Source organism: Marivirga tractuosa (assembly GCF_042140215.1).
Lineage (GTDB): Bacteria > Bacteroidota > Bacteroidia > Cytophagales > Cyclobacteriaceae > Marivirga > Marivirga tractuosa_A.
In genome coordinates, this window is record NZ_CP159478.1 from 3,790,616 (window position 1) to 3,815,971 (window position 25,356).

The 25,356-nt window shown below is 36.0% G+C and carries 19 protein-coding genes and 2 pseudogenes; 2 read left to right on the top strand and 19 right to left on the bottom strand.

Annotated features, from left to right (window positions below):
* Positions 1-161 precede the first annotated feature (161 nt).
* From ftsZ to ABWH96_RS17055, 16 genes and pseudogenes are all read right to left on the bottom strand, one after another.
* Entirely contained in the window at positions 162-1,730 is a 1,569-nt protein-coding gene (gene ftsZ / locus ABWH96_RS16980; protein ID WP_375578704.1) for a cell division protein FtsZ, read from the bottom strand.
* A gap of 28 nt (positions 1,731-1,758) precedes the next feature.
* Positions 1,759-3,075 (bottom strand): cell division protein FtsA, encoded by a 1,317-nt coding sequence (gene ftsA / locus ABWH96_RS16985; protein WP_375578705.1) that lies wholly within the window; start codon positions 3,073-3,075, stop codon positions 1,759-1,761.
* A gap of 24 nt (positions 3,076-3,099) precedes the next feature.
* A complete protein-coding gene (locus ABWH96_RS16990) occupies positions 3,100-3,864 on the bottom strand; it encodes a cell division protein FtsQ/DivIB (protein WP_375578706.1) in 765 nt (254 codons plus the stop codon).
* Positions 3,854-5,251, bottom strand: a complete 1,398-nt coding sequence (gene murC, locus ABWH96_RS16995; RefSeq protein ID WP_375578707.1) for a UDP-N-acetylmuramate--L-alanine ligase — start codon at positions 5,249-5,251, stop codon at positions 3,854-3,856. Before murC ends, ABWH96_RS16990 begins: the two co-directional genes overlap by 11 nt.
* Positions 5,248-6,354, bottom strand: coding sequence for an undecaprenyldiphospho-muramoylpentapeptide beta-N-acetylglucosaminyltransferase (gene murG / locus ABWH96_RS17000; protein ID WP_375578708.1), 1,107 nt, complete (start codon positions 6,352-6,354; stop codon positions 5,248-5,250). Before murG ends, murC begins: the two co-directional genes overlap by 4 nt.
* A complete protein-coding gene (locus ABWH96_RS17005; RefSeq protein ID WP_375578709.1) occupies positions 6,355-7,536 on the bottom strand; it encodes an FtsW/RodA/SpoVE family cell cycle protein in 1,182 nt (393 codons plus the stop codon).
* Positions 7,530-8,903 (bottom strand): UDP-N-acetylmuramoyl-L-alanine--D-glutamate ligase, encoded by a 1,374-nt coding sequence (murD, locus tag ABWH96_RS17010; protein WP_375578710.1) that lies wholly within the window; start codon positions 8,901-8,903, stop codon positions 7,530-7,532. Before murD ends, ABWH96_RS17005 begins: the two co-directional genes overlap by 7 nt.
* A gap of 122 nt (positions 8,904-9,025) precedes the next feature.
* Positions 9,026-10,243: a phospho-N-acetylmuramoyl-pentapeptide-transferase gene (gene mraY / locus ABWH96_RS17015; protein ID WP_375578711.1), complete on the bottom strand. Its 1,218-nt coding sequence runs from the start codon at positions 10,241-10,243 to the stop codon at positions 9,026-9,028.
* 11 nt (positions 10,244-10,254) lie between these two features.
* Positions 10,255-11,721 (bottom strand): UDP-N-acetylmuramoyl-L-alanyl-D-glutamate--2,6-diaminopimelate ligase, encoded by a 1,467-nt coding sequence (locus ABWH96_RS17020; RefSeq protein WP_375578712.1) that lies wholly within the window; start codon positions 11,719-11,721, stop codon positions 10,255-10,257.
* On the bottom strand, positions 11,721-13,817 hold the full coding sequence (locus ABWH96_RS17025) for a penicillin-binding protein (RefSeq protein WP_375578713.1): 2,097 nt from the start codon (positions 13,815-13,817) through the stop codon (positions 11,721-11,723). Before ABWH96_RS17025 ends, ABWH96_RS17020 begins: the two co-directional genes overlap by 1 nt.
* The gene (locus tag ABWH96_RS17030; protein WP_375578714.1) at positions 13,807-14,190 is read right to left on the bottom strand and encodes an FtsL-like putative cell division protein; all 384 of its coding nucleotides are present in this window, start codon (positions 14,188-14,190) and stop codon (positions 13,807-13,809) included. The genes ABWH96_RS17025 and ABWH96_RS17030 overlap by 11 nt, the downstream gene beginning before the upstream one ends.
* A pseudogene (gene rsmH, locus ABWH96_RS17035) lies at positions 14,187-15,093 on the bottom strand (16S rRNA (cytosine(1402)-N(4))-methyltransferase RsmH). The gene ABWH96_RS17030 and the pseudogene rsmH overlap by 4 nt, the downstream one beginning before the upstream one ends.
* Before the next feature lie 5 nt (positions 15,094-15,098).
* The gene (gene mraZ, locus ABWH96_RS17040) at positions 15,099-15,545 is read right to left on the bottom strand and encodes a division/cell wall cluster transcriptional repressor MraZ (RefSeq protein WP_013455401.1); all 447 of its coding nucleotides are present in this window, start codon (positions 15,543-15,545) and stop codon (positions 15,099-15,101) included.
* A gap of 361 nt (positions 15,546-15,906) precedes the next feature.
* Positions 15,907-17,043: a CaiB/BaiF CoA transferase family protein gene (locus ABWH96_RS17045; protein ID WP_375578715.1), complete on the bottom strand. Its 1,137-nt coding sequence runs from the start codon at positions 17,041-17,043 to the stop codon at positions 15,907-15,909.
* Positions 17,044-17,450: 407 nt separating this feature from the next.
* The gene (locus ABWH96_RS17050) at positions 17,451-18,224 is read right to left on the bottom strand and encodes an MATE family efflux transporter (protein ID WP_375578716.1); all 774 of its coding nucleotides are present in this window, start codon (positions 18,222-18,224) and stop codon (positions 17,451-17,453) included.
* Positions 18,215-18,847, bottom strand: coding sequence for an MATE family efflux transporter (locus tag ABWH96_RS17055; protein WP_375578717.1), 633 nt, complete (start codon positions 18,845-18,847; stop codon positions 18,215-18,217). The genes ABWH96_RS17050 and ABWH96_RS17055 overlap by 10 nt, the downstream gene beginning before the upstream one ends.
* A gap of 85 nt (positions 18,848-18,932) precedes the next feature.
* Between ABWH96_RS17055 and ABWH96_RS17060 the strand changes: the two genes are divergently transcribed.
* Positions 18,933-19,829, top strand: coding sequence for a glycerophosphodiester phosphodiesterase family protein (locus ABWH96_RS17060; RefSeq protein ID WP_375578718.1), 897 nt, complete (start codon positions 18,933-18,935; stop codon positions 19,827-19,829).
* Positions 19,830-20,008: 179 nt separating this feature from the next.
* Positions 20,009-21,012, top strand: a pseudogene (locus ABWH96_RS17065) (adenosine kinase).
* A 140-nt stretch (positions 21,013-21,152) separates the two neighbouring features.
* Here the strand turns inward: ABWH96_RS17065 and ABWH96_RS17070 are convergent.
* The 3 genes from ABWH96_RS17070 to ABWH96_RS17080 all read right to left on the bottom strand — a co-directional run bounded on the left by ABWH96_RS17070 (position 21,153) and on the right by ABWH96_RS17080 (position 25,318).
* Positions 21,153-21,524: a VOC family protein gene (locus ABWH96_RS17070; protein ID WP_375578719.1), complete on the bottom strand. Its 372-nt coding sequence runs from the start codon at positions 21,522-21,524 to the stop codon at positions 21,153-21,155.
* 76 nt (positions 21,525-21,600) lie between these two features.
* A complete protein-coding gene (locus ABWH96_RS17075; RefSeq protein ID WP_375578720.1) occupies positions 21,601-22,902 on the bottom strand; it encodes a vanadium-dependent haloperoxidase in 1,302 nt (433 codons plus the stop codon).
* Positions 22,903-23,017: 115 nt separating this feature from the next.
* Entirely contained in the window at positions 23,018-25,318 is a 2,301-nt protein-coding gene (locus tag ABWH96_RS17080) for an acyl-CoA dehydrogenase (RefSeq protein WP_375578721.1), read from the bottom strand.
* Positions 25,319-25,356 lie beyond the last annotated feature (38 nt).

Below are 25,356 nucleotides of genomic sequence, written 5' to 3' on the forward strand. Positions count from 1 at the left end.
TTTAGATTTCATATAATAACCTGAGTTTTTATGTTGAAAATTGGCGATTAAACCTAAACAATCCTAAGCGTCATCCTCTATTTGTGGTTACAAAAAAAGCAGCCTCCTAAGAAGCTGCCTTGTACACCTGTTTATTATGACTAAGAAGGATTTATGAATAATTAATCTACGTTATCGTGCAAGAATTTATTATTGCCCAATATCTGATTATCATCATTCAAATTGAATCTTGATACATTTTGCTCTGAAGAATGAGGTACATCTCTTAATTTCACTTGCTTTCGCTTATAAGCCGGTACTTCCATTTGCTTATAGGCTTCAGGAGTGTTGGTATGTCCACCATTTAAGTTCTTCAACTTTTCAATTCTCTCAATAGAACGCTTTTTCAACATTTCCTGACGTTCTGCCTCTTTTTTATTTATATCATCCTGACTTTCGGATTTATCCACTATATCATATTCATTGGACAAGCTTTGGGTAAAGTCATCTGCATAATCACTTTCCTCTTCAGCATAATCTGGCTCTTCTTGCTTTTTTGAAGGAAAACCAAAAGAATACCCTCTTTCTTCATCAGACTGTGGACGAGATTCTTGCGTATTTCTCTTCTCAAAAGTAAATGGACTAGGCTCATTTTTTGGTTCTTGCTTAGGCCTTTCTTCCTCTTTCTCATTACCAAATAAGGTAATTTGTTTATTGGAATCTAAATCATAAACCTTTCTGGCTTCTTGATGCGGAATAGCATTTTCCTTATAACCACCTTGATCAAAACCTGTTGCAATCACCGTTACAGACAATCCTTCTCCTAAAGATTGATCCATTCCATGTCCAAAAATCACTTCAGCTTCATCACCGGCTCTCTCTTGAATATAGTCGGTGATTTCAGTCAATTCATCCATTTGCAATTCGGCTTTTTCACCTGAAATGATGGATAACAATATTTTTTGAGCTCCTAAAATATCAGTATTGTTCAATAATGGAGAAGATAAAGCTTCTTCTGCTGCTCTTAATGCCCTGCCATCTCCTTCGGTTTTGGCAGAACCCATTACTGCAGCACCGGCATTTTTCATTACCGTTTTAACATCTTCAAAATCCACGTTTACCTGACCGGGAACCGTTATGATTTCCGCTATACCTTTGGCACCGGTTGTCAATACATTATCCGCTTTCGCAAATGCATTTCCAATGGTCAGATTACCATGAACCTCCCTCAATTTATCATTGAGAATTACCAAAACAGTATCACAATTCTCCTTTAACTGACGAATTCCTTCTTCTGCTTGTCTTACCTTCTTCTTTCCTTCAAAACTAAAAGGCGAAGTGACAATCCCCACAGTCAGGATATCCATTTCCTTGGCAATACGCGCAATGACAGGTGCTGCACCAGTACCAGTGCCTCCTCCCATTCCTGCCGTAACGAAAACCATTTTAGTATCATTACCTAACAAATCACGGATTTCCTCCTTGCTTTCAAGTGCGGCATCTTTTCCTTTTTCAGGATTAGCACCAGCACCTAATCCACTTGTTAGATTAGTTCCTATTTGCAGCTTATTAGGCACAGGACTTGATTTTAAGGCTTGGGAATCTGTATTGCAGACCACAAACTCAACATCTCTGATGCCTTGGTTAAACATGTGATTAACAGCATTACTGCCACCCCCACCAACACCTATCACCTTGATGATAGATTTATGGTGTTTTGGAATTTCGAATTTATAAGCTCCTTCTGTCATAATATTCGTGTTTTATATTCTTTCGATATCAATAATCATCTTTTTCATCAAAATCATCTATCAAAAAACTCTTAGTTTTATTGATAATCTTTGAAAAGAAGTCTCCTTCTCTTTTCGCACCTTTCTGCTTGTGATTGATAAACATATTCTGATTATTCAACTTTGCTTCAAGGTATCTGTTTTCTCGCTCATCAATTGAACGATAACCTGCCAATACTAATCCTACAGATGTGGCATACATCGGGCTTTTCACAGCCTCTATTTTTGTTCTTCCTAAATGTTCGTTTGGATAACCAATTCTGGCATCCATTCCGGTTAAATATTCTACTAGTTGTCTGGCGCTGTGCATCTGCGAACCACCACCGGTGATCACAATTCCACCAGCCAAACGACCTTCATAACCGGATGCTAATATTTCTGCATGCACCAAGTCAATGATTTCTTCCATTCTTGCTTCTACTATATGCGCCAAATTTTTAATGGAAATTTCTTTTGGTGCTCTATTTCTTAATCCAGGAATCGAAACGATTTCATTTTCACTTGCTTCAGTTGAAATCGCCCTACCGAATTTGGTTTTCAATAATTCAGCTTGCTGTTGCATGACCATACAGCCCTCTTTTATATCAGAGGTAATGATATTACCGCCAAATGGAATTACACCAGTATGACGGATGATATTTTCATGGAAAATGGCAATATCTGTTGTGCCACCCCCTATATCTACTAGGCAAACTCCAGCCTCTTTTTCATCATCAGATAAAACTGCTAAGCTAGAAGCCAATGGTTCCAATATCATATTTTCAATATCCAAGCCTGCTCTTTTCACGCATTTCTGAATATTGTTAATGGAATTAATATCAGCAGTGATTACATGAAAATCAGCTTCCAATCTGATCCCCGTCATGCCTACAGGATCTTTGATTCCATCATCATAATCTACAGTATAAACTTGTGGCATTACATGGATGATCTGATTTCCAGCAGGAATTACCATGCGGTGCATATCATTGGTCAAACGATTAACATCCTCAACTGTAATTTCTTCTTCCCTATCCTCACGAGTTATGCTTCCTCTTTGGATAGAACTTCGGATATGATGACCGGCTATACCCACATTCACCACTTTTATGTCGATACCGGAATTATCTTCGGCTTCTTCTACCGCCTTTTTGATTGCCAAAATGGTTTTTTCAATATTAATGACTTTGCCTTTAACTACACCATCAGATACGGCTTTGCCCATACCCAAAACATCTAGTTTGCCATAATCATTTTTATGACCCACAATCACAACAATTTTGGTGGTTCCTATGTCTAATCCGACTACTATTTTATCATTTTGCATGTCCATGTATCAACTAATGTTATTCTATTCACAAATGATTTGTTCTTTAAACTGTAAATTTACACGATCGTATCGATTCCACCCTCTGTCTGGCAGTATCTTATCGTAAAAAATTTTAAGTTTCGATAATTTATCAGAATAATTATACACTGTCCCAAATTCGATCAACTGTTTGGTAACCTGAGGGTAAATATTAATTATTCCTCTATCATCTACTTCCAATTGCGCAAACTGCGCACTCCAAAATTTATCTTGCTCTATAAATTTTATAAAATGAAATAAATCTTTTCCGGCATCATCTGCCAGCATATCTTTCTCCAAATAAGAATTAAAAAAATCACCGGATAATACCATTACCCGAGCCGTAAATCTATCCGAGACTGGTAATATTTTACCTTGATCACTGATATAATGATCAGCTCCATTTGGATTGAAAATTCTGGCAATTGGTCTAGCTTGCACAGCATCCACCATCATATTTCCAGCTAAATCTCTATATACTTCTGCCGTTTGGATAAACTTATGAGCATTCACTCTGTCTTCCAAATCTTTTAATTTGAAATTTTCATATGGCAAATTCATTACCATTTCATTGCCATTGCTGGTCAATAAACTATTAATATCAGCTTCATTAATAAAGAAATTACCTTGCTGATTTTTAATGTTGATGATAATCTTTTTACACAGTACTTCATCCTGTTTTTTGCTTACAAAGCCAATGCTTACCACAAATATCAAAGCGGGTAAAACTATTTTTAGGACGATATTTAAACTCTTTTTAAGCTGCATGCTTCTTGTTAAACATATTTTTTAATGGTTCAACTAATTTATCTATATCTCCAGCTCCCATTGTAATGAAAACCTCTAAATCTTGATTACTTAAATAATCTATTATCGTCTCCTTTTCAACTTTGTATTTCTCATCTACCTGAATTGATTCCAATAAAATGTCACTGCTTACTCCTTCAATTGGTAATTCTCTAGCAGGATAAATATCCAATAACATTACTTCATCCGCCAAGCTTAAGCTTTGAGAAAATTCAACTGCAAAATCCTGAGTTCGAGAATACAAATGCGGTTGAAATAAAACACTTACTTTTTTTCCAGGATATAATGCTCTAACTGAAGTCAACATCGCTTGTATTTCGCTTGGATGATGTGCATAATCATCAATAAATACAAAATCATCTCTTTGTATTATGTATTCGAATCTGCGTTTTACTCCACTGTAGGTTTTTATTCCTTCTAAAATCTCTTTATCGTTCAACCCTAATTGATGTGCCACTGCAATTGATGCAACCGCATTTTCCACATTATGGAAACCCGGTACTGACAATTGGAAGCCCTTTATAATTTTATCATTCAAAGCTACATCAAACACAAATTTCGCATCTTTCACCTTTACATTTAATGCGCGTATATCTCCAGCATTTAATCCATAGGAAAAGGGCTCAGCCTTTATCTTTTTAGAAGCAATTTCTTCCCATAACCCATCTTTAATATAAGCCTGACCTTTAGGGTTTACATTCTCAAGAAAAAGAGAAAATGATTTTTTCAATTCTTCTAATTTGCCATAAATATCCAAATGATCTGCATCCGTTGAAGTGACCACTGCAATATTAGGTTTAAGTGTTAAAAATGAACGATCAAATTCATCTGCTTCTACCACTATGATTGCCTTTTTATAGTCACCTTGATTCATGACCATATTTGTGTCATAATTAGTAGTGATTCCACCTAAAAATCCTGCAATATCTTTCTTTCCGCTTTTCAGCAAATGTGCTATCATGGAACTAGTAGTGGTTTTACCATGAGTTCCAGCAACTGCCACAGTAAACATACCTTCTGTCAGCTTGCCTAAAACCTCAGACCTTTTATAAAGACTAATTCCTTTTTGTTTTAAGTAATTAAAGCCTTTATGGTCTTTTGGAATTGCAGGAGTATATACAATCAATACTTCTTTACTATTCTTAAATACAAAATCAGGCATTTTTTCAATTTCATCCTCAAAATGAATTGAAATGCCTTCACTTTCTAATTGGGTGGTTAATTTGGTTGATGTTTTATCATAGCCATAAACTTGCACCCCATTATGGTGGAACCAACGAGCCAAAGCACTCATGCCAATGCCTCCGATTCCAATGAAATATGCGCTATGTATATTTTTTATCTTCATTCAATCATTTTAAATATAATCGATACTATATTTTCTGTGGCTTTTGGTTTAGCCATTTTTTTTATGTTTTCAGAAAGCTCCTTTTGCTTTTCAGTATCTTTTAATAATTCAAAAGCCTGAGGCAACAAATCCTTTATCGATTGTGCATCAGTCACCATTAAGGCTGCATTTTCTTTAGTCAATGCTTGAGCATTCTTGGTTTGATGATCCTCTGCTACATTAGGTGAAGGCACAAATATTACAGGCTTACCCACTACTTGCAATTCTGAAACAGATAATGCCCCCGCTCTCGTAATGATAATATCAGCTGCAGCATAGGCTTCATCCATATTCTTAATAAACTCTAGTACTTTCAACTGCTTCTTATCAGCATTTTCAGATCGAGCTAGCATTTCATTATGATAAAGCTTGCCCGTTTGCCAAAGCATCTGAAAATCTTCTTTTGCTAGCAAATCCAAATTCTGCGCAATACTTTCATTTATGGTTCTTGCTCCTAAGCTTCCGCCTAAGACCAAAATTGTCTTTTTACTCTCGTCTAAATCAAAGCTTTTAATTGCCTGTGACCTTTCAGGTAATTCCAATAAGTTTTTCCTAACCGGGTTTCCTGTTAAATTCAATTTTGAGGCTGGAAAGTATTTATCCATCCTCTCATAAGCCACGCAAATTTGCTTAACCTTCTTTTTTAGCCATTTATTAGTTAAACCAGCATAAGAATTCTGTTCTTGCAGCAAACAAGGAATTCCTAAATTAGAAGCGGCTCTTAAAGTGGGTCCGCTAGCATAACCGCCTACACCTATAACTGCATCCGGCTTAAAATTCTTTACTATTTTTTTAGCTTGCTTTAAGCTATTCAACAGCTTAAACGGAAAGCTCAAATTCTTCAATGTCAAACTTCTTTGAATACCCGCTATTGGTAATCCAAAAATCTTATAGCCCGCTTCCGGCACTTTTTGCATTTCCATTTTACCTTCAGCTCCCACAAAAAGAATTTCTGCATTTGGTAGCTGCTTTTTGATTTCATCCGCAATTGCCAAGGCAGGAAAAATGTGACCACCTGTGCCGCCCCCGCTTAAAATAAATCGATATGGTTTTTGCATATCCATTTAGGCTGCTTCTTTTTTAGGTAAATTAGAAAATTGTTTTTTGCTCAAGGCATCGGGCGTTTCCTCAATTTCTCCACGACTAACACTCAAAATAATGCCCATTGCCAATCCAGTAAATAAAAGTGAGGTTCCCCCCATACTTAAAAGCGGAAGTGGTAAACCCGTTATGGGTCCTAAACCAACGGCAACACCCATATTCACCATAGCCTGAATGACTATGGCAAAACTCAGTCCTGCGGAAAGCAATCCTCCATAAGCCCTGCCACTGGCAGCCGCTGCCTTCATGCCTCTATACAGCAAAGTGAGATATAATAAAATCACTATCCCTGCACCTATCATTCCGTATTCTTCCACCACAATAGCAAAAATAAAATCGGAAAAAGCTTCCGGTAGGAAATTCCGTTGACTGCTATTTCCTGGCCCTTTCCCAGTTACTCCTCCAGTAGCCACTGCTATGTAGGACTGCTGTGCTTGAAAAGGAATATTTTCTTTATTTATGAAATTCTCAACACGGCTAATAGCTGTTTCACCCCTTTGCCCCACGACCATGGCAATACTCACTGCAAAAACACCCACAAAAGCCAGCATAGCTAAATATTTAACTGGGATTCTACCGATAAATAAAAGCAACATACAGGTTAGAAATAGTAGAATCGCAGTCGATAAATTGGTCATGGCAATTAACCCACAAATTACGCCACACCACAATAGCATAGGTATCAATGCCTTTTTAAAGTCATGAATATTTTGCTGTCTTTTGGATAACATACCCGCCAGATTGATAATCAAAGCTAATTTTGCCAAATCAGAAGGCTGAAATGACTGATTAATTAATGGTATAGTAATCCATCTTGAAGCACTGTTTAGGTTTACACCAAATTGCCATGCAAAAATCAAAAGAGGAACTGAAAGCCATAAAGCCAAACGTGATAATTTGGAATAATAGCGGTAATCAACTTTGTGTGCTACCCACATAGCAAAGAAACTCAAAAGCACTAAAAAGCTATGACGTAATAAATAGTATTCCGTATTGCCACCATATTTGAAATAAGCAATAGTTCCGGTCGCACTATACACCACTAAAATACTGAGCATACCCAAAGCGAAAACCACCGTCCAAATCACGGGATCTCCTTTTAGGTGCTTGTCAGTCCAAGCTTTTATGTTTTGAATACTTAGCATGACTGCGATATTTTTTTCAATTCTATTTCTCTTTCCAATAATTGGAATGCCAAGCGAAATTGATTCCCTCGGTCTTCATAATTCTTAAATAAATCGAAGCTTGCACAAGCAGGGGAAAGCAATACGACTTCCCTATCTTTCGATAATTTATACCCCATTTTCACAGCTTCATGCATAGATTGTGTTTCTTCGATTATAGGACATCTGCTTTTAAAATGCTCTTTTATCTTCTCATTATCTTTTCCCAAACAAATAATGGCTTTCACATTGGTGCTCACTGCATCTAACTGACTATAATCATTTCCTTTATCCACACCTCCGACTATCCAGATTATAGGTCTAGTAAAAGCATCCAAGGCATAATAAACCGCATCCACATTAGTAGCTTTGGAATCGTTTATAAATTCAATTCCATGAATATTTCCAACCGATTCCAATCGGTGTTGAATGCTTTTAAATTTCGGAAGGCTCTCCGCAATTTTTTCATTCTTAATTTTAGCGAGTTTAGCAGTTAAAATAGAAGCCATGGCATTAGTCTGGTTATGTTTTCCTTTAATTGTCAGTAAGTTTTGAGTAAAAGTATGTCTTTGTTCATTTAAATTGATGATGATACCAGATGGATTAGCATAGGCTCCATTTTGAGGTATATCTTCAGATTTTAATTCTAACAATTGAGAAGAAAATTGATGTTTTGAAAGATTCTCACTGATCAATTTATCTTCTGTATACAATAGCGCATAATCATCTTTATCCTGATTTTTGAATAAGGAGAATTTAGATGCTACATAATTTTCAACTTTATAATCATATCGATCTAAATGATCGGACGTAATATTCAATAAAATGGCAATATCTGGTTTGAAATCAACAAAACCGTCAATTTGGAAACTGCTGCATTCCAACACCCACCAATCATAATCTTGATCAACTAATTGCCCAGCCATACTTTTGCCAATATTCCCACCTAATCCTACAGACAAACCTGCTTCTTTAAGCAAGTGATAAGTCAGCATGGTAGTGGTAGATTTACCGTTCGTTCCCGTTATCGCAATGATTTTTCCTTTGGTAAATCCAAAAGCAAATTCCAGCTCATCAATTACAGAAAGATCTTTGGCTAAAGCTTTTTGAATAATCTCCACTTTAGGGGAAATTCCAGGGCTTTTGATTATTTTATGGGCATTTAAAATTAAATCTTCAGTATGTTTTCCTTCTTCAAAAGGAATTTCTGCTTGATTTAATTTTGCTTTATTAGCTTCTTTAATACTTCCAAAATCAGACACAAAAACATCATAGCCCTTTGCTTTTGCTAGCAAAGCAGCACCGGTTCCGCTTTCTCCTGCTCCCAATATGATGATTCTTTTACTCACTGTTTTTTAAGTATTTTTCTTATTTCTATTATATTTCTATCTATTTCAACTTTATTTCTACCTTATTCAATTCTATATAACTCCGGTCTGACCTTCGGTACTGACCTCTTCAAATTTCTAATTTATCTTAGTTTTAGTGTTGCTACTGAAATAATGGCCAACAAAATGCCTACAATCCAGAAGCGGTTTACAATTTTAGACTCATGAATTCCTTTCTTTTGATAGTGGTGATGCAAGGGAGACATTAAAAATACTCTTTTCCCTTCACCGTATTTCTTTTTAGTGTATTTAAAATAGCTCACCTGAATAATAACCGAGAGATTCTCAATCAAGAAAATCCCGCATAAAACAGGAATCAATAACTCCTTTCTAATCACCAATGCCAAAACAGCTATAATTCCACCTATTGACAAACTTCCTGTATCTCCCATAAAAACCTGAGCTGGATGCGTATTATACCATAAAAAGCCAACACATGCCCCCACAAAGGCCGCACAAAAAATCACAATTTCCCCACTATTGGGGATAAACATAATATTAAGGTATTGAGAGAAAATGGCGTTACCTGATACATAGGCAAAAATTGCTAAAGCTAATCCAATAATTGCGGAAGTTCCGGCCGCCAGCCCATCAATTCCATCGGTTATATTGGCTCCATTACTGACTGCAGTAACTATAAAAATAACAATCAATACATAAATAACGACTGTAGAGCCATCGGGCAGAAATGGTAAAATACTGCTATAATCAAATTCATTATTTTTGAAAAATGGAATGGTAGTCACCATTGATTTTACATCCTCATAAGAAGTTTCAGCAACCATTTCAACTCCTTCCGCAACACTTACAGGAGAACCAAATTCACGAACCGTAACATCAGGATGATAGAATAAAGTTAAGCCAACAATAAGCCCTAAACCGATTTGACCGAATACTTTAAACTTGCCTTGAAGTCCTTCCTTATTCTTTTTAAATACTTTGATATAATCATCCAAAAAGCCAATTAAGCCCATCCAAACTGTGGAAACTAAAAGTAAAATGATATAGATATTATCAATTTTAGAGAAAAGTAAAACTGGAATTACGATGGCTAAAATAATCATTATTCCACCCATGGTAGGTGTGCCCGCTTTTTCAATCTGACCATCAAGCCCTAAATCACGAACAGTTTCCCCAACTTGCTTTCTTCTCAATTTATTGATCAATTGCTTACCAAAGGTGATGGTAATCAACAAAGAAAAAAGTGTAGCCATACCTGCTCTGAAGGAGATATATTGAAACACCCCTGCCCCAAGCAAGTCCATTTTTTTATTTAAGAAGTCGAATAAATAATATAACACCTTTCTCTTTTTTATTTATTATGGATCAAATTCAACATTTCATTTACTACTTTTTTATCATCGAAATGGCTTCTTTCACCTTTTATTTCCTGATAAGTTTCGTGACCTTTTCCAGCCACCAATATGATATCTCCCTTTTGCGCAAAACTACAAGCCAATTTTATAGCCTCTTTCCGATCTGGAAGATTTGTTACTTTCCTCACTTGAGAAACCGGAACGCCTTTTTGCATATCCGCAATAATCGCTTCTGGCTCTTCAAATCTTGGATTATCAGAAGTCAAAATCACTCTATCACTAAACCTACAAGCTATTTCAGCCATCAAAGGTCTTTTAGCTGTATCTCGATTTCCTCCACAACCTACAACCGTTAAAACTTGCTCATTACCCGTTCTGATATTGTTTATTGTTTGCAATACATTTTCTAAAGCATCCGGAGTATGTGCATAATCTACCACAGCCGTAATTCCTGCATTATTTGGCACTTGCTCAAATCTTCCATTCTTCAATTCGATTTGAGATAAGTTCATTAATATTTCTTCACTTTCTTCCTCTAGCAAATGTGCAGTTGCATAAGAAGCTAAAAGGTTATAGGCATTGAAATAGCCTATTTGTCGGAACCAAACATCTTTTTGCTCTATATTAAGTTCAAGACCTTGTAATGAATTACTTAAAACTTTGGCTTTATAAGTCGCCATCATTTTTAAGGAATAAGTATATTTTGATGCTTTGCAGTTTTGCAACATCACCATTCCTCTTTTATCATCCACATTCACCAAAGCAAATGCATCGGAAGGTAAATCATCAAATAATTTCTTTTTAGCTTTTATGTAATTATCAAATGTTTTGTGATAATCTAAATGCTCATGTGAGATATTAGTAAAAACAGCTCCTGCCAATTTTAAACCTACCATTCTTTCCTGTTCGATAGCATGACTACTGGCTTCCATAAAAACAATATTACAGCCTGAATCCACCATTTTCTTTAAAAGGGAATTTAGCTGAAGTGCATCAGGCGTGGTATGTGTTGCAGGAATAACTGCATAATTAATCTGGTTTTGAACTGTGGAAATCATACCCGTATGATAGCCCAAATTCATAAACAACTGATGCAGCAAACTCACTGTTGTGGTTTTTCCATTTGTGCCTGTTACCGCAACCAATTTCAATTTTCCAGAAGGATGACCGAAATAATTATCAGCCATAATCCCAAGAGCCTTAGCCGAATTATCAGTCTGCACATAGGTGACTTCAGGATTGATTTCTGTAGGAATATCCTCACAAATAATGGCAACAGCACCTTGAGAAACAGCTTTTGATATAAATTCATGACCATCAACCTGTGTTCCTTTAATAGCAACAAAGACATCTCCGGCACCCACAATTCTAGAATCAAACTGTATGGCGTCAATAGCAATATCAGTAGCGCCAGAAATGCTGATTAATTTTACTTTATATAATATGTCTTTTAAGTTTGCCACTAACCTATTTCTAATTTTATTGTACTTCCTTTTAATGCTCTTGAACCCGGATATTGAGATTGCTTATCCACTCTACCTTTTTCACCATCCACTATAACTCTTAAACCTGTATTCTCTAATAAATACAATGCATCTCTTAATGTCATACCTCTAACATCCGGCACTAAACCTTGCTGATGCTGATTATTAGGTTCCCATTTAATTGAATTATTATGAATTGATGCACGCACCCATTCCAATTCTTGCTCATCACTATGATTTGAAACCCCTAAATAATTTAACATGGAGGATAAATCATTTTTATTGCCAGCTTGAACTACAGGAAAAATTCCAGTTTCAGGCTTTTTAGCTAATTGATATTCTTCGTGCATATTCAAATCCAATGCATAAATTTTATCAGCAATTTCTTTAAAAACTGGAGCTGCCACATCTGAACCATACTGCTGATAGCCTTTGGGATTATCCATGACTACAATTGCTGAGTATTTAGGATTATCTGCTGGAAAATAACCTGCAAATGAGGTATAATATTGTCGAACATATCGACCGTCTTTCAAACTTTGCGCTGTCCCCGTTTTACCAGCAATTTTATAATCTGCATTTTTAATATTTGAAGCAGTTCCATTTTGTACCACACCTTCCAGCATGATTTTTAATTTGTCCAACGTCTCTTTAGAACAAATTTGATCGCTTATTACACTCGTTTTGAAAGTATTAATTTTCTTGTCAGTTCTTTTAATAGATTTAACCAAAAGTGGTCGAATCATTTTTCCATTATTTGCAACTGCATTAAATAGGGTTAAAGTATGTAAAGGAGTCAGTTCCAAGCCATAACCGTAAGCCATCCAAGGTAAAGTAATTCCACTCCATTGTTTGATTGGTGGAATATTTGGTTTACCTTCTCCAATCATTTGAAATCCTAAAGGCTGTGTTACCCCCATGGTTTTTAGATAATCCAAAAACCGTTGTGGATTTTCGCGAAAGGTTTCATCAATTAATTTAGCAATGGCAATATTTGATGATTTCTCAAAAGCATCACGAATAGATATTGTCCCATATCCACCTGGTTTATGGTCTCTCACTTTATCTTTATAAAATTTATACTCCCCGTCTCCAGTATCAACTGAATCTGAAAGCTTAATATCTCTTTCTTCCAAAAGTGCCATAAAAGAGGCTAACTTAAAAGTAGAACCTGGCTCTCTTAATCCATGACTCCCTACTGCATAATTGTAAACTTCACCATATTTCCCATTTGACAGCTTCTTCAAATTAGAGATGGCTTTAATTTCACCTGTTGCTACTTCCATTACCACCACACAGCCCATATCAGCATCATGTTGGATCAGATGACGTAAAAGTGCTGATTCAGAAACATCCTGTAAATTGATGTCGATTGTGGTTTGAATATCAAACCCATCTTTTGGTCTGATTTCAGACCCATCATTTACGGGTCTCCAACTACTTCCTGATATTTTCTGAAATAATGCTTTACCGTTTGTTCCTGCTAAATATTTGTTAAAGCTATATTCTAGACCAGCCCCGTAATCGTTTTCATTTAGGAAACCGATTGTTCTAAATGCTAAGTTTGAAAAAGGTCTGAACCTTTTATCTGTTTTTGTGAAAATAATACCCCCAGACAATCTTCCTTCACGGAAAATAGGCCAAGTTTCCATCTCTTTTTTCTTCTGGTAACCAATCAATTCATTAGAAAGAAAAATATATTGCCTTCCTTTTTGTCTGGCTGAAGTGATTTTTTGTTTGTAATAAGTAGAAGTTTGCCCAAAGTTTTTGGACAGCATCAAGCTTAAAGAATCAATATTCTCTCTGAATAATTGTTCATCCGCAATGGTAGGATCGAATGCTACTTTATAAAAAGGCAAAGAAGTAGCCAACAAGCTTCCGTTATCAGAATATATATTCCCACGCGTAGCTTTCACTTCCTGATAGCTCATATTGATTTCTTCGGCCATCTTTTGCCATTTATCACCTTCCATCCACTGGATGTGAAAAATTTGGTACATAATAGCTCCAGCAAAAATGACAATCGCCAAAAATGCTAATCGTACTCTGAGCAATATGGACTTCTTAATATTCACCTTTCTCTATTACTATTTTAAATGGTGGTTTTTCCGATTCCTGTAATCCTAATTTCTTGACCTTTTTAGCAACTTCCGATTGCTTGGAAGCAAACATATATTCTGATTTCAATGTTGTATAATCTGCTCTTAAATCCTCCACTTCCTGATGAAGCTTATCTATTTTTCGAGTGGTTTTATCTGCATAATGGCTATTTCCGATATAAAAAATACCTATCGCCACTAAGAATAAAACATAAGGCAGGTAATGCACTGGTAATCCACCTTCTGCATTATTACCACCTAAAGCCTTATCCAACTTTGAGAAAATGCTTCCCGAAGCTGAATCTTTTGCTTTGTTTTTGTCCTTTTGTTTAAAAGTATTTTCGCTCATAACTTTTCAGCTATTCTTAATTTTGCACTTCTAGCTCTATTATTTACTTCTAACTCCACATCTTCAGCAGTAATAGGCTTTCGATTGATGGCTTTAAATGGTTTCAAAACATTTCCGTAGAAATCCTTTTCTTCCTCACCATCTAATTTCCCTTTATTGATGTAGTTTTTCACCAATCTATCTTCCAGACTATGGTAGCTCATTACGACTAATCTACCACCTGGCTTAATTACTTCTTCCATTTGCAATAAAGCTTCTTCCAAAGCTTTCAATTCTTCATTCACTTCAATTCTAAGTGCCTGAAAAACTTGTGCATAATATTTATTCTCTCTTCCACGCTTAGCAAATCTTCCTAAGATCTCTTTTAGCTCTCCAATTGTATTGATAGGACTAGCTGCTCTTGCTGAAACAATAGCGGATGCTAAAGTCTTAGCATTTCGAACTTCACCGTAAAGTCCAAAAATCTTATGCAAATCTGCCTCACTATATTCGTTTATCACTTGCTTGGCTGTTACGGGAGCATGTTGGTCCGATTCTCATGTCCAATTCTGCATCAAATCGAGTAGAAAAACCTCGCTCCGCTTTATTGAACTGATGTGAAGAAACTCCCAAATCAGCTAAAACTCCATCAACTTGCTTAATGCGGTATAATTTCAAATATTTTTTTACGAACCTAAAATTCGCTTGCACAAACTCAAAACCTGGATGATCAATGGCTTCAGCATTAGCTTCAGCATCTTGATCTTGATCAAATCCTAATAGTTTCCCGTCAGTTAACTTTTCTAAAATGGCTTTAGAATGACCACCACCACCAAAAGTTAAATCCACATAAATGCCGTTGGGCTTAATAGCCAATCCTTCCAGACATTGCTGTAACATAACCGGTTCGTGATATTCGCTCATAGGGATTAAGATTCAAAAAGGTGTTTCTCAGCCAAATCAGAAAATTCCTGCTGGTCTTTAATCAAGTAATCATCATATTTTGATGCATCCCAAATTTCAACTCGATTTCCCATTCCCACCACGATAGATTCCTTTTCTAATCCAGCAAAAGCCATCATATTTTTGGGGATCAAAATTCTTCCTGCACTGTCGAGTTCCACGATTGCGTTGCCTCTGAAGAAATTGCGTTGTAGATTTCTGTATTCAGCATTGAATTCATTCAAGCCAGCAATCTTTGAGAAAATCTTTTTGTATTCAAGCATCGGATAAAGAACTAAACATGGCTCGAAACCTCTGCGCACCACTAATTCATCACCGCTACCCTCGGGTAGAGCATTTTTGATCTTGGCAGGCAAGACCATCCGCCCTTTGGCGTCTAGCTTACAATCATATTCACCGGTGAAGAATGCCATGCTTATAGTTTACACAATTTCTTATATGCAAAGCTAAAACAATATGCGACATTTCATACCACTTTCCCCCACTTTTTTACACTTTTCTTCAAAAGATTACATTTTGGGCATCAAAAAGACAAGGAAAAGTCGCTCAAAATCAGTGAATGGAAGTTTTCTAATATTTTAAAACTTAGGAAATTGATACTAACATAAATTCACAACCATCTAACTACCAGTACTTTAAAATATAAGTAGTAGCATCAAGCAAATTACACAAGCTTTTGATAATCAGTTAAAAACAAATTTACAGTGAAAATTTGGGCGTGTAATATTTGAAACTTAGGATTTTGGATCAAATGATCAAAAAGTAAGCTAAAAACTAGATTAAAGCTAGAATTTCATCTCTCTCTTGGTCAAATTCAGGAGGTGGGGCAAGGTGGGAGAATTTTCCCATAAATGATAAATCGCCTGCAAAATTTCGTAATCCGAAGTTCATTTCGGCTGATTTCAAAATCATTTTTTCGGCATCTTGTCCTTGCAAAGCTTCAGCAACAGACTGCAATTTTCCAGCTGGAATTTGCAATTTTTTGAGTTTTTCAATGAGGATTTCAGATTGAAATAATTTTGCTTTTACTAGCAAAATCTGATTTAAAGCCCTTCTATTTTCCACCCTTAAAGTGTTGGTTTTAAACCTACCATCTTCAGAAATTTCAGCTATTTCCAAGACTCCGCAAAGCTTTTGAAATTGGGAATTTGTTCCTACTGCTAAAAGGATTTCTTTTTGGTCGGCTGTTTTCAGAACCGTTCCATAAGGTGCAATGTTAGGATGTTCCGCTCCCATTTTTTGTGGATTATATCCAGCAATTAAGTAATTGGTCGCTTGATTTGCTAGTGAAGCAATAGCAGATTCAAATAAAGAAACAGATACTTTTGAGCCTTCATTATTTTTCAGCAAATTGATATAAGCCAATAAAATGGCTTCTTTTAAATGATGAGCTGCCAGAACATCCACCAAGGCTACCGGCATTTTTAAAGAATTCCCATCCGGCTCTCCATTCATACTCATAAATCCGCTTTCAGCCTGAATGATGGCGTCATAGCCTACCCTGTTATCCTCATCTCCGTAACCTGTAATTTGACCATAAATGATTTTAGAATTAATTGACTTAAGCGACTGATAATCAACCTTCAATTTCTCGGCATCACCTGCTTTATAACTGGCGATTACGATATCAGATTTGGCTATTAATTTATTAAGAATGGATAAGTCTTCTCGATTCCATAAATCTAAGGCAATTGATTTTTTTCCGCTATTAGCAGCAGAGAAATAGGCTGAAATTGAACTTTCAGAATCTTCCCTTTTGAGCTTCCAAGAGCGGGTAACATCACCTTTTGTCTTAGGATTTTCGATTTTGATTACCTCAGCTCCTAGTTCAGCAAAAAATTGACCTACAGATGGCCCAGCTAAAACATTGGCTAATTCGATTACTCGTAATTCTTTGAAGATTGAGGGCATTTTGGGGGTCTATTTTTAAAACTTTGAATTAAAAGAATTATTTATTTAAACCACAACTATTCTGCAGTATTATTCTTCTGAAGATATCTACTTATTCTTTTTGCTTGAACAAAAAGAATCAAAAATTCAAGACAAAACAATGCTTCAAGGCTTGACCCAACGCTGGCCCGCTGTTTTGTCCTCCCTCCCGCACTCTTCGAGCAAATTTTGTAGGTTAAAAAAATTGCGAATATTTTATATATTTTTCATTTTCAAAGTAAAGGCTAGCCTCTGGCTAGTGGAAAATACTACCGCCTCCTGGCGGATATTAGTTTTGGAATGCCACTTTTTGCTATTAAAGCAGATTAATTTATTCCGTGCCAGAGGCACAAGTAATCATCACTAGCCGGAGGCTAGCGATAGAAAAACTATACCTCCGTCAACTTCCACCTACCCCTTTTGAACCAGATAATTGAAATTACGGCTAAAAGTGCAAAGGCAAAAACTATCCCAAGATATACGCCATCTGAACCTAAACCTAAATTATTTGCCATGAAATAGGCTAGCGGAATTTGGAAAAGCCAGAAACATACAAAATTGATGATGGTTGGGGTTTTGGTATCTCCAGCACCGTTAAATGCATGACTCAAAACCATTCCATAAGCAAAGAAAATATAACCAAAACATATATAGCGTACTGCTTTGATGGCTTCCTGTTTTACAGCTTCAACATCTGTGAAAATTCCCACAATTTCATTCGAAAAAATGTAGAAAATTACAGAAACAGAGAAAAGAAAAGCCACATTATAGCGTGCAGCCAGCCACACAGATTTTTCGGCTCGGTCAGGAAGTTTAGCACCCAAATTTTGCCCGACTAAAGTAGCTGCAGCATTACTAATTCCAAATGAAGGAAGAATAGTAAAAATTATAATTCTTAAGGCAATCGTATAGCCCGCCAAAACCTCGCTCCCGAAATTGGAAATGATTCTTACCAAAAATATCCAGCTGGCTGATTCAATAAGGAACTGCCCAACTCCACCTGAAGCAATTTTCACAATCCGAGTAAGGACTGAGAAATCAGGTTTAATGTGTTGAAATGAAACAGTTATTACGCCTGTTCCTTTCAACAAATGATAGACTTGATACAAAACTCCTACGCTTCTCCCGATGGCTGTTGCCACTGCCGCTCCAGTTACACCCATAGCCGGAACTGGCCCCAGCCAAAAATAAAAAGCGGATCTAATAACATATTCAAAATATTACTAATCCACAATGCTCGCATGGCAATTGAGGCATTTCCAGCACCACGGAAAATTCCGTTGATCAAGAACAGGAGCATGATGGTACCATTGCTGGCAAATAATATTTTAGTATACCATTTGCCTTCTTGGATTAATTCTTCCTCACCGCCCATTAAGCGCAAAACATCCTCCCCGTAGATAAATCCTGCAACGCTGAGAACTAAAGAAACAGCCAATGTTAAAATAATGGCTTGAACAGCGGTATGAGAAGCTTCCTTTTTCTTTTTCTCTCCTATTCTTCTGGCAACCATAGCTGTTGCTGCCATGCTTAAACCTATTCCTAAAGAATAAACTATGGTAATTACAGATTCTGTCAAACCCACCGTGGCAACCGCATTGGTGCTGACTTGGGCTACAAAAAATACATCAACTACCGCAAAAAGTGATTCCATCACCATTTCCAAAACCATAGGAACAGACAATAGAATAATCGCCCGACTAATTTTTATATTAGTCAAATCTTCATTGGTGCCTTTTATAGCATATTGAAGAAATAAGATATATTTTCGGATTCTTTGGAGCATTGAAATGCGAATTACGCAAAAATTTAATAATGAGTTAATTTTAACTGATTAAATTGCTGTATCTTATTTTAAATTGATAATTAAAATGAAAAATCTACTTCTTTTTTGCTTGATACTTATGACTTTAGCATGCACTTCAACCCCAGAAACCTACGAAAACATCGACTGGCAAGGTCACCGAGGAGCCAGAGGGGTTTATCCTGAAAATACCTGGTCAGCCTTTCAATATGCTATTGATCAAAACATGACTACTTTGGAAATGGATGTAGTCATCAGTAAAGATGGGAAAGTGGTTGTTTCTCATGAACCATTCTTGAATCATAAAATCTGCCTAGATACTGCTGGAAATTCAATAGCCGAAATGGAAGAAAAGGAATGGAATATTTATAAAATGACCTATGAAGAGTTGAAAAAATGCGATTGTGGTAGTATTGGAAACCCTGATTTCCCGCATCAAAAACAAGTCAGTTCCCCTAAGCCTTTGCTTTACGACATCATCAAAAATACTATTGAGTATTGCGAAAAAGAAGGTAAGGAACTCCCTTTTTTGAATGTGGAAATCAAATATGAGGATGGTAACCAAAACCAATTCCATCCGGAAATCGCAAAATTCAGCGACTTAACCTATACTATTTTGGATGCTAATTATCCAAAAGAAAAGTGGAACATTCAGTCTTTTGATTTTGACGTTTTAAAATACTTCCATATAACATACCCTAAAGTTCCTTTAGCCGCATTGGTTTATGAAAGCGGTGCTTGGGAAAAGCAGTTTGAAGAATTAGGCTTTACTCCAGAAATTTATAGTCCATATCATCAATTAGTTGATAAAAAAATGGTGACCGAGCTTCATGAAAAAGGAGTGAAAATTATCCCGTGGACTGTAAATGAAGAAAAAGATGCTGCAAGATTGCTTAAAATAGGCGTTGATGGCATCATTACAGATTATCCTGATTTAGCCGACAAATTCCGCAATAATCCTTAATTTTGCCTTGATTTTATAGATTAGAATGGTTGGTGTGCCACCAACCATGGAGCAACTTTCCCTGGTCGGTGGCACACCGACCAGTATATAAGTCAGTTAAACCTGACAAGTTTCTATAATTAAATGAGAGCAATCTCAGATTTACTAATTCCTAATTATTAATTACTAATTAAAAATTTATGTCAAACAAAAAATATGATATCTACGGAATAGGAAATGCCTTAGTGGATATTATCACAGAAGTTTCAGAAGAATTTGTACTTGAAAATAAAGTAGAAAAAGGAGTGATGACCTTAGTGGAAGAAGAGCGCCAAGCAGAGTTGCTCAACTCCATGAAAATCACAGAAGAACACATGCAAGGCGGAGGCTCTGCTGCTAACACTTTAGTCGCTGCTAGTCAATTTGGAGCCAAAGGCTTCTATTCTTGCAAAGTTGCCAATGATCTAGAAGGCACATTCTTTTTAAATGATTTAAAAACGAATGGCCTTGATACGGTTTTAACTCCTGAAACTGCGCCAGTTGGCACTACAGGGAAAGTATTGGTGATGACCACTCCTGATGCGGAACGAACCATGAATACCTTTTTAGGGATTACTTCCGATTTTTCCGAAAAAGAAATTCATGAATATGCGCTTAAAGACTCTAAATACTTGTATTTGGAAGGTTATTTAGTGACTTCAGAAAGTGGTTTGGATGCCATGAAAAAAGCCAAGAAAATAGCAGAAGAAAATGGGGTGAAAACAGCCTTAACATTCTCTGATCCTTCCATGGTGAAATATTTCAAAGAACAAATGGAATCAGTTGTTGGAGCAAGCGTAGATTTATTATTCTGTAATGAAGAAGAAGCAGCCTTATTCACTGGTGAAAATGACCCGGATAGTATTCGAGAAGAATTAAAGAAAGTAGCCAAAAGATTTGCCATCACTCAAGGTAAAAATGGAGCGATTATTTATGATGGGGATACTTTTATTGATATTGAACCCTACCAAGTAAAAGCAATAGATAGCAATGGTGCAGGTGATATGTTTGCAGGTGCATTTTTATATGCCATCACAAATGGACATAGTTATGCAGATGCTGGTAAATTAGCTTCCTTAGCAAGTTCTAAAATTGTTACTCAATTTGGCCGAGATTAACTTGGCCAGATGCTAAAGAAATTTTGAATAAATGGAAAGGTGAATAATTAATAATTACGAATTAATAATTAGGAATATAGAGCAAATAAGATAATCAGTGGATTAAAGATCTATCTTGACTTTTGATTCTTAACTCATGAATCTAAACTAATAGCCTTTGGAAGAAATTCTGAAGGCTTTTCTTTTTTTAAATGTGTTGATCCACTAAAATCATATTTCCATCTGGATCTGTAATCACAAAACTTGCTGAACCATTATCGCTTCCATCTGTTTCTTGCGCAAACTGAATACCTTTACTTTTTAAATCCTTTTCAATTGTTCTAATATCATCAAAGCCTTCAATTTTCTCTGCATTTGAATCCCAACCCGGATTGAAAGTCAAAATGTTATCTTTAAACATTCCTTGAAACAGACCAATTAAAGAATCCCCATTTTTCATGATGAGATAATTCTTTTCCATATCTCCACCAAATTTTTTAAACCCAAGCTTTTCATAAAAGCTTTTTGATTCCTGAAGATCTTTTACTGCTAAACTGACTGAAAACGCTCCTAATTTCATGATTAAAAAGTGATTTTAAATTTACTTATCCAATTTAATGAATTTTTATGAGGGTAGGTATTCTGAGGTTTTCTTTTTAATCAAAAAAATTATCGATCACAAATTCTCCAACTTCTATGCCTACTTCCAGTCCAACCTCATTATCAGTTCTGAAGTGCACCCCTCCTTCAAAACGAGATTCGGAACATTCCAATGCTAGATTACGAAATTCCTTTTCATCCTTTGGAAATAAATAGGTAAGTATTTCTGCCAATGCACCTGCCACGGTGGTATGACCAGCAGGATAGCCTGGAAAATTAGGAGTCTGAACCAGAATTGGTTTAAATGCTGGGTCATATTGAAAAGGTCGAATAGTCCAATAGTGATATTTCCCATCCCAAGCTGCTATTGTTGCATCAAAACGAGTGGTATGAAATAAGGCAGTTGCAAATGCAGATTCAAATGCATCCAAATTATACTCCAAAATTTTACGCTCAATCAAAAGGTCAAAAATCGGTTGGCTTTTCCATTTCCAAGCAATATCACTGCTTTGGTGAGTTCTATTGAATTGGCGCAGTTCTTCCATTTCCTTTTCCCAGTTTTTTGGTGGTGGCCCAGGACGGAATTGATCTTGACTTTCTAATGTTAAGGGTTTCCATTTAGCTTTCATAGGATCCCACTTACTGGGCGTTCCTAACCATAAATTTTCCCCTTTAGGCACTTCCCCTGACCAAACTTCCTCAGTACCATCATTCTTCGCATATTCAATATATTTTTTAGCTATAGCTTTCCCTATTTTAATTCCATTATCAATATCAGTTGGGAATTGTAATGCAGTCATTAATCTCGCGGACTTAAATTGTTCCAATAGAATGTCAAGTTGAGCAGTACTTTCTGGAAAATAATAAGTAATTATTTGATGAGCTGCTGATGCTGCTGCACTCCACTCACATACAAAAGAAGAATAATCATTTGGTTTGCCATATAAAGTCAGGCTATTATCAATTTCAAATGGTTTGCCCTGCTTTAATTTGGATTTATACTTGTTGACTTCTACTAATGCATCATAAATGGCCAAATGCATAATGGCCACGCGTCCTCCATTTTTATGTCCCTTATAATTATTGCTTATCTCCATCAAAATTTGATGCCATCGATAAGATGGATAAGCACTGTTCCAATACTTGATTTCCTGTAAAACTGAATCATCAATATCCTCTTGTGCTAAAGCAATTTTGCGAATAGCACTTTCAATTTGGTCTTCTTCAAGCCTATCAATTTCTGTTTCTATTGAAAACTTAAATGGTTTATAATCGAAATCCTGAGCTTTTAATAAAAAGCCCATTGGAAGTTGTAAAATTATTATGAGAAGGCATTTTAGGTTTTTGGTAAAAGACATAAAATTAACAATTAACTACTTCTTAAAGGTGATTTAATTTTCAATTTAGCTCAAAATTAAAAACTATTTCTCATCTAAAGTTAATCCTAAGCCCAGATTTTCTCCTTCATATAAATTAATTACCAACTCTTGCAATGGGAGCTGCAAGCAATTTATCAGGAATGCCAAATGCATCAGTAAACCCAATAGCATCTTGCCTAGTTTCCCAACATAATTGATTGACCATTTTGCGGATGGCTTTGGTTTTAACTCCTTCCATATAGCCTTGCTCCAAATACCAGCCCTTGTTTTGTTCAATGGTGTGCAAGGCATATAATTGACACAATTGCTGTAATGATTTTTTGCAGGCTTCATTTTGAGTGGTTTCTACTGCTAATTGAAAGCGTTCTAGCACTTTTCTTTCTATATAAGATTGTCCAACATTTATTAAGTGATGTTGCGCTACATTAACCGCATCAAATGAATCCATTCCTTCATCTATAAGTCTTTTAATACGCTGTCCTGCAGAAGCTACTATTGCTCTTTCTCTATATTTAAAAGCATTAATATGAAAATCAAAATCTAATAAATGCTTTTCATCGGTACTTCGCACTGTAATAGGATTCTTTTCGGTAAAGGAAGTTTTAGCTTGCTTACTCAAATAATTAAAAATGGTAGTGAAATTCATATCACCCATTTCTTTTTTGAATTCTGTCAATCGGCTTTTGGCAACTAGTTGCATCAAGACCGTATTATCACCTTCAAAAGTGGTATAAACATCCGTGTCATTTTTCAATGCATCAATTCTGTTTTCCGACAAATATCCTTTGCCTCCACAGGCTTCTCGGCATTCTTGCAGTGCTTCTGTCGTAAACCAGGTTCCGTAAGCCTTCATTCCAGCAGCCAAAGCTTCAATTTCTTGCCCTTCCTCCTCAGATTTAGTGAGAAAACGATTAGTTAAATATTTTAAAGCAAAATGCATGGCATAGCTTTTAGCTACTAAAGGCATTAATCTTCTTTGATGCATTCTATAATTCATAATCGGCACTTCTCCCCCACCTTCGGGACCAAATTGCTTGCGTTGGTTAGCATACCGAATCGCAATAGTCAAACCTGATTTTGCAGCTGATAAACCCGAACGAGGAATTCCTATTCTTCCTCCTACTAAAGTTCCTAACATGGTGAAAAACCGCTTGTTATCTGATGAAATGGAGCTTTGAAATTTCCCATCATCATCAACCGAAGCAAATTTATCGAGCATATCCTCTTTTGGAATCACTACCTTATTGAATGCAATTAATCCATTATCTACGCCATTTAAGCCCATTTTATGACCGCAATCTTCAATCTCTACACCAGGATGTAGTTCACCAGATTTATTTCTTAATGGAACCACAAAAGTATTGACTCCATAGTCCTCACCATCGATTATTAATTTTGCAAATACAGTAGCTTTCTGACCGTGTAAAGCAGCATTTCCAATGTATTCTTTTCTAGCATCTTGATAAGGTGTATGGATAGTAAAAGTTTTGTCTTGATGATTATAAGTAGCAGTGGTTTCCAATCCTCTTACATTTGAGCCATGGTTGGTTTCTGTCATGGCAAAACAACCCGGCAATTCCAATGAACCTATATCTTTCAAATATTTTTGATGATGCTTTTCTGTTCCCAAGAAATAAATACTCATTCCCCAAAGCCCGAACTGCACACCAAATTTTATAACCATACTCAAATCATGGTAACTCAAGGTTTCCATAATGGTGAAGTAACCTTCCATATCATCTCTTCCACCATATTCTCTAGGGAAAGCCCATGAACCATAGCCTTCTTTTGCTAATAATTTACACCACTCTAAAACTTGTTCCCTCTGGTCTGCAATTTTCTCATGTTGATGATAGGCAAATTCTGGTTTAGTTAATGTGTCCTTTACTTTTTGAATCAATTCAATTTTTGAACCATCTAAAATTTCTTGCATGAGTTTAGGATCAAAAGAAGATTTTGATTTTTGCTCTGAAGTAATGGTAGTATGACTATCCTCAAATCGGTAAGCTGCTTCATTAAAGATTAAGCCTAATTCTTCTTCTGCCTTTTGAAATTCCTCTTTATCCTTTACAGTGATTTTTAAACCCTGTCCATTTTGGTGAGATTTTACCAGCTCCATTCCTAGGGTGGTAAGGTTCTTTAAGTTCTTAGGTTTAATAAATTGAATATGATTTCTCCAATCTTTAAGTTCCTGAGCTGAGGGTTTTTGATTTGGGTTTAAGTAGTTTTCCAACAATTCAACTTCTTCCTTTTTCAACCATGATTGAGAATCGATCAGTTTTTTCATGATTTCGATATCTTTTTTGGTAAGATTGAAATCTTCCCAAAGGGTAAAATAAAGAGGTAAGAATATATAAAGATTAGGGTTTTCAGAAAATTGAGTTGAATTCAACATGCTATAAATTTTTTGGATTAAAATTCAATTTATAAACG